This is a genomic window from Streptomyces sp. NPDC001070 (assembly GCF_053598835.1).
This window is the reverse complement of record NZ_JBSFLB010000077.1, coordinates 1-5214: the sequence shown is the minus strand read 5'-3', so window position 1 is coordinate 5214 and position 5214 is coordinate 1. Positions and strand designations below refer to the sequence as shown.

At 70.0% G+C, this 5214-nt stretch carries 3 protein-coding genes; 2 read left to right on the top strand and 1 reads right to left on the bottom strand.

Annotated features, from left to right (window positions below; genetic code table 11):
* Positions 1-135: 135 nt before the first annotated feature.
* Positions 136-1845 carry a GAF domain-containing protein gene (locus tag ACWDAS_RS41250; RefSeq protein ID WP_450401104.1) on the bottom strand — a complete coding sequence of 570 codons (1710 nt, stop codon included), beginning with the start codon at positions 1843-1845 and terminating at the stop codon, positions 136-138.
* Between the two features lie 265 nt (positions 1846-2110).
* Between ACWDAS_RS41250 and pflB the strand changes: the two genes are divergently transcribed.
* Together pflB and pflA are read left to right on the top strand one after the other, a co-directional pair.
* The gene (pflB, locus tag ACWDAS_RS41245) at positions 2111-4366 is read left to right on the top strand and encodes a formate C-acetyltransferase (protein ID WP_450401102.1); all 2256 of its coding nucleotides are present in this window, start codon (positions 2111-2113) and stop codon (positions 4364-4366) included.
* Positions 4363-5094, top strand: coding sequence for a pyruvate formate-lyase-activating protein (gene pflA, locus ACWDAS_RS41240; RefSeq protein ID WP_450401100.1), 732 nt, complete (start codon positions 4363-4365; stop codon positions 5092-5094). Before pflB ends, pflA begins: the two co-directional genes overlap by 4 nt.
* Positions 5095-5214: the final 120 nt, after the last annotated feature.

The following is a 5214-nucleotide window of genomic DNA, read 5'->3' as shown; positions in this document are numbered from 1 at the left end:
GGCCGCCGTGCTCGCCACCCAGCACCAGCCCTCAGGCGGTGCAGAGGCCGAGTCCCGCCACTGAGACCGTGCCACCCGGCCCCCGCCGCCGGGACTCCCCCGCCGGCCAGGTCCTGGACCAGGGCGGAAGCCGCGCTACTCGGCGAGCGGCACGCGCCACTCCAGGCGGGTGCCTCCCGACGGCCGTGCCTGGGCGGTGAACGACCCGTCGAACTTCTCCGCCCGCTGCGCGAGGTTCGCCAGGCCGCTGCGCCGGCCGCCCTCGGGCAGCCCCACGCCGTCGTCGGTCACGGTCAGGGTCAGCACGCCGGAGCCGACCACCAGCGCCACGTCCGCCGAACCGGCGCACGCGTGCCGGGCCACATTGGACAGTGCCTCGCCCAGCACCGCGACGACATCACCGGCGACCGCTGCCGGGACGTCGGTATCGATGAGACCTTCCATCCGCAGCGACGGGGTGAACCCGAGGACGGGTACGACCTCCTCGACCGCCTTCGCGATGCGCACCCGCAGCCCCTCCCTGACCGGGCCCGTCTCGTGGGCGCGGAGCCCGAAGATCGTCGAACGGATGATCTTGATGGTCTCGTCGAGGTCGTCCACCGCGCGCAGCAGCCGCTCGCTCGCCTGCGGGTGATCGACGAACCGCAGCGCGCTCTGCAGGGTCATCCCCGTGGCGAACAGCCGCTGAATGGCCAGGTCGTGCAGGTCACGGGCGATGCGGTCGCGGTCCTCCAGCTGTGCCAGCTGCTCGGCGCCGCGCCGCCGCTCGGCCAGTTCCATGGCGAGCGCGGCCGAGCCGGCGAACGCCAGCAAAGGTGCCGTCTCGGTGTCGGTGAAGAGCGGCTGGCCCTCGGCGCGAGCCAGGAGCAACGCGCCGCGCACCCCCTGGGGCGTGCTCATCGGGACGGCCACCGCCGGACCGAGCCCGGCGAACCGTGGCGGGCCGGTCGTGATGCGCGGATCGTGTGCCACGTCCGGACTGGTGATCGGTTCGGTGGCCTCCATGGCGGCGCCCGCGAACGACCCCTCCCTTGGCAGCAAGAGTCCGCGGTGGACGTCCGCGTCAATACCCGTGGCGATCGCCACCTTCACGTCCGTGGAGGCCTCGACCGGAAGGGCCACCACGCCGAGGTCCGCGCCGGTGATGCTGCGCGCGCGCTCGACGATCAGTTCCAGGATGCGGGACTCCTCCACCCCCGACAGCAGGCTGGCGGTGACCTCGGAGTTCGCCTCCAGCCACCGCTGCCTGGACCGGGCCTCCTGGTAGAGGCGGGCGTTGTCGATGGCGACGCCCGCGGCGACGGCAAGGGTCGACAGTACGGTCTCGTCCTCGTCGTCGAACTCCTTGCCGCCCCGTTTCTCCGTCAGGTACAGATTCCCGAACACCTCGTCACGGACCCGGATCGGCACCCCCAGGAAGGAGTGCATCGGCGGGTGGTTGGCCGGGAAGCCGTACGAGGCCGGATGGTAGGAGAGTTCCTCCAGGCGCAGCGGTTCCGGGTGCCGGATCAGTTCGCCGAGGATGCCGTGGCCGGACGGCAGCGGCCCGATCGCCTCGCTCTGCTCGTCCGAGACGCCGACCGTCAGAAACTGCGCGAGCTTGGCGTCGTCGCCGATCACGCCCAGGGCGCCGTACTCGGCGTCCACGAGCACGACCGCTGCCTCCACGATCCGCCGCAGCACGTGCGGCAGGTCCAGCTCCCGCCCGACCGACAGCACCGCCTCCAGCAGGCTGTGCACCCGGTCACGCGTCCCCCGCACCGCGTCGATGCGCACCTGCAGTTCGTCGAGGAGCTCGTCCAGCCTCAACCTGGGCAGGCGCTCCGCGCCCTCGCTGCCTTCCATCCCCATGGATCCTCCATCCGGCACAGCAGGCAGGTGACCACGTTCAACATAGCCGGATCGAGGGACTTCGAACGCCCTTACGCCGGCATTCCGCAGCACCGGCCGCAAGATACCCGCCCGGGGCCGCGTCGCCACGAACTGACGCCTGCTGAGGCCCTGTGGCCCCCTCAGCGACCCCTCGTGGCCCTGCCCGTGGTGCGCAACCCGCCCGAGGATCTGCAGCACGGCAACAACGTGCCTCAGAAAGGGACAACCCGCGATGACCATGACATCCGAGCCTCTTGGTGAAACGCACGGCACGGCGTGGCGCGGCTTCACCGGCCGGAACTGGCGAGACGGCATCGACGTGCGGGGGTTCATCCAGGACAACTACCAACCGTACGAAGGCGACGCGTCCTTCCTCGCCGGCCCAACGCTGCGCACGCTGGCGGTGTGGCACAAGGTGAGCTCGCTGTTCCCCGACGAGCAGCGCAGGGGCATCCTGGACGCCGACACCGCCGTCCCCTCGACAATCACCTCGCACGCCCCGGGATACATCGACCGCGACCGTGAACTCATCGTCGGACTGCAGACCGACGCACCACTGAAGCGGGCGATCATGCCGAATGGCGGCCTGCGCATGGTGGAAAGCGGACTTCGTGCCTACGGCTACGAACCGGATGCTTTCGTCACCAAAGTCTTCGGCACCTACCGCAAGACCCACAACGACGGCGTCTTCGACGCCTACACGCCCGAGATGCGGCGGGCCCGCAAGGCTGGGATCATCACCGGGCTGCCGGACGCGTACGGCCGGGGCCGCATCATCGGCGACTACCGGCGGGTGGCGCTGTACGGCACGGCCCGCCTCATCGCCGCCAAGCGCACCGAACGGGCCGCGCTGGACGCGGAGGCCTCCACCGCGAACGTCATCCGTGACCGCGAGGAACTCGCCGAGCAGGTCAAGGCGCTGCGTGAGCTGGAGCAGATGGCCGCCTCGTACGGCTGCGACGTCGCCCGCCCGGCCGAAACCGCCCAGGAGGCCGTCCAGTGGCTGTACCTGGGATTCCTGGCCGCGGTGAAGGAGCAGAACGGCGCCGCCATGTCGCTGGGCCGCACCTCGACCTTCCTCGACGTCTATCTGGCACGTGACCTGGCCGAGGGACTGATCGACGAGAGCCGGGCCCAGGAACTGATCGACGACTTCGTCATCAAGCTGCGGATCGTGCGTTTCCTGCGCACCCCCGAGTACGACGCGTTGTTCTCCGGCGACCCGACGTGGGTGACGGAGTCCATCGGCGGCATGGGAACCGACGGACGACCGCTGGTCACCCGCACCTCCTTCCGCTTCCTGCAGACGCTGTACAACCTCGGGCCCGCCCCGGAGCCGAATCTGACCGTTCTGTGGTCGCCCCGGCTCCCGGGTGCGTTCAAGCGGTTCTGCGCCCAGGTGTCCATCGACACCAGCGCGGTCCAGTACGAGTCCGACGAGCTGCTGCGTCCCCGCACCGGCGACGACACCGCCATCGCATGCTGCGTGTCGGCGATGACGGTCGGCAGGCAGATGCAGTTCTTCGGGGCCAGGGTCAATCTGGCCAAGGCCCTGCTCTACGCCGTCAACGGCGGCCGCGACGAGATGACCGGCGAGCAGGTCGCTCCGGCCTCTGCTCCCCTGAGCGGTGAGTACCTGGACTACGACGAGCTCAGGGACGCCTTCGACCGCACGCTGGACTGGCTGGCCGGCACCTACGTCAACACGCTCAACGTCATCCACTACATGCACGACAAGTACGCCTACGAACGGCTGGAGATGGCGCTGCACGACCATCCCGTCCACCGCTTCATGGCCTGCGGCATCGCGGGCCTGTCGGTGGCCGCGGACAGCCTTTCGGCCGTGAAGCACGCTCGCGTCAGGGTGATCCGCGACGCCACCGGTCTGGCCGTCGGCTACCGCATCGAGGGCGCGTACCCGGCCTACGGCAACAACGACGACCGTGCGGACGCCATCGCCGCCGACCTGGTCCGCAGCTTCATGGACAAGATCCGTCGCCATCCGACCCACCGGGACGCCGAGCACACCCAGTCGGTGCTGACCATCACCTCCAACGTGGTCTACGGCCTTCACACCGGCAACACCCCCGACGGGCGCCGCTCGGGCACGCCGTTCGCACCGGGCGCCAACCCCATGAACGGCCGCGACCGGCACGGCATGGCCGCCTCCGCAATGTCGGTGGCCAAGCTGCCGTACGACTGCGCGCGTGACGGGATCTCGCTGACGTCGACGATCACGCCGGAGGGCCTGGGCCACGACCCGGCCGAGCGCGCCGGCCACCTCGTGGGGTTGCTGGACGCCTATACGGCGGTGGGCGGATTCCACATGAACGTCAACGTCCTGGACCGGGCCACCTTGCGGGACGCGATGGCGCACCCCGAGAAATATCCGGAACTGACCATCCGGGTCTCCGGATACGCCGTCAACTTCGTCCGCCTCACACGCGAGCAGCAACTCGACGTGATCAGCCGCACCTTCCACGAGGCACGATGAGTGCCACCGGCCGTGTGCATTCATGGGACCTGTCAACCGGCGTGGACGGTCCCGGCACACGGTTCGTGCTCTTCGTCAGCGGCTGCCCACTGCGATGCCTGTACTGCGCCAACCCCGACACCTGGCACATGAGGGACGGCCGCGCAAGCACAGCCGATGAGGTGATGACCCGCATCGAAGGCGTGGCGCCCTTCCTGACCGCCGCGGGCGGTGGCGTGACCATCAGCGGTGGAGAGCCCCTGCTCCAACCGGAGTTCAGCGCCGAGATCCTGCACCGCAGCAAGCAGGCAGGCCTGCACACCGCCCTGGACACCTCCGGCTTCCTCGGCTCCCGCGCCTCGGACGCGCTGCTCTCGGACACCGACCTGGTCCTGCTGGACATCAAGTGCTTCGACGTGACCCGCTACCGCAGGCTGACCGGTGGTGAGCCGGCGCCGACGCTGTCGTTCGCGACCCGCCTGGACCGGCTCGGCGTCCCGGTGTGGCTGCGATACGTCCTGGTGCCCGGTTGGACCGACGATCCGGCCGCGGTCGACGGCCTGGCCGCCTTCGCAGCCGGGCTCGGCAATGTCGAACGCGTCGACGTGCTCCCCTTCCACAAGCTGGGAGCCGCCAAGTACGACGCCCTCGGCGTCCGCTTCCCGCTACGCGACACGCCCGTGCCCGACCCGGCGCTGACCGACCGTGTGCGCGAGCAGTTCCGTGCGCACGGCCTGCGCGCGCTCTGAGGCGCCCCAACCGGTGCCCGCGGCGGGGACGTTCGGCCCCATGCCGACGGGCCTTCGGCCCACGGCGGACCACCCCGGACCGCAGGACAGTGAACACGCAACGAAATCAACCAGGTTCAC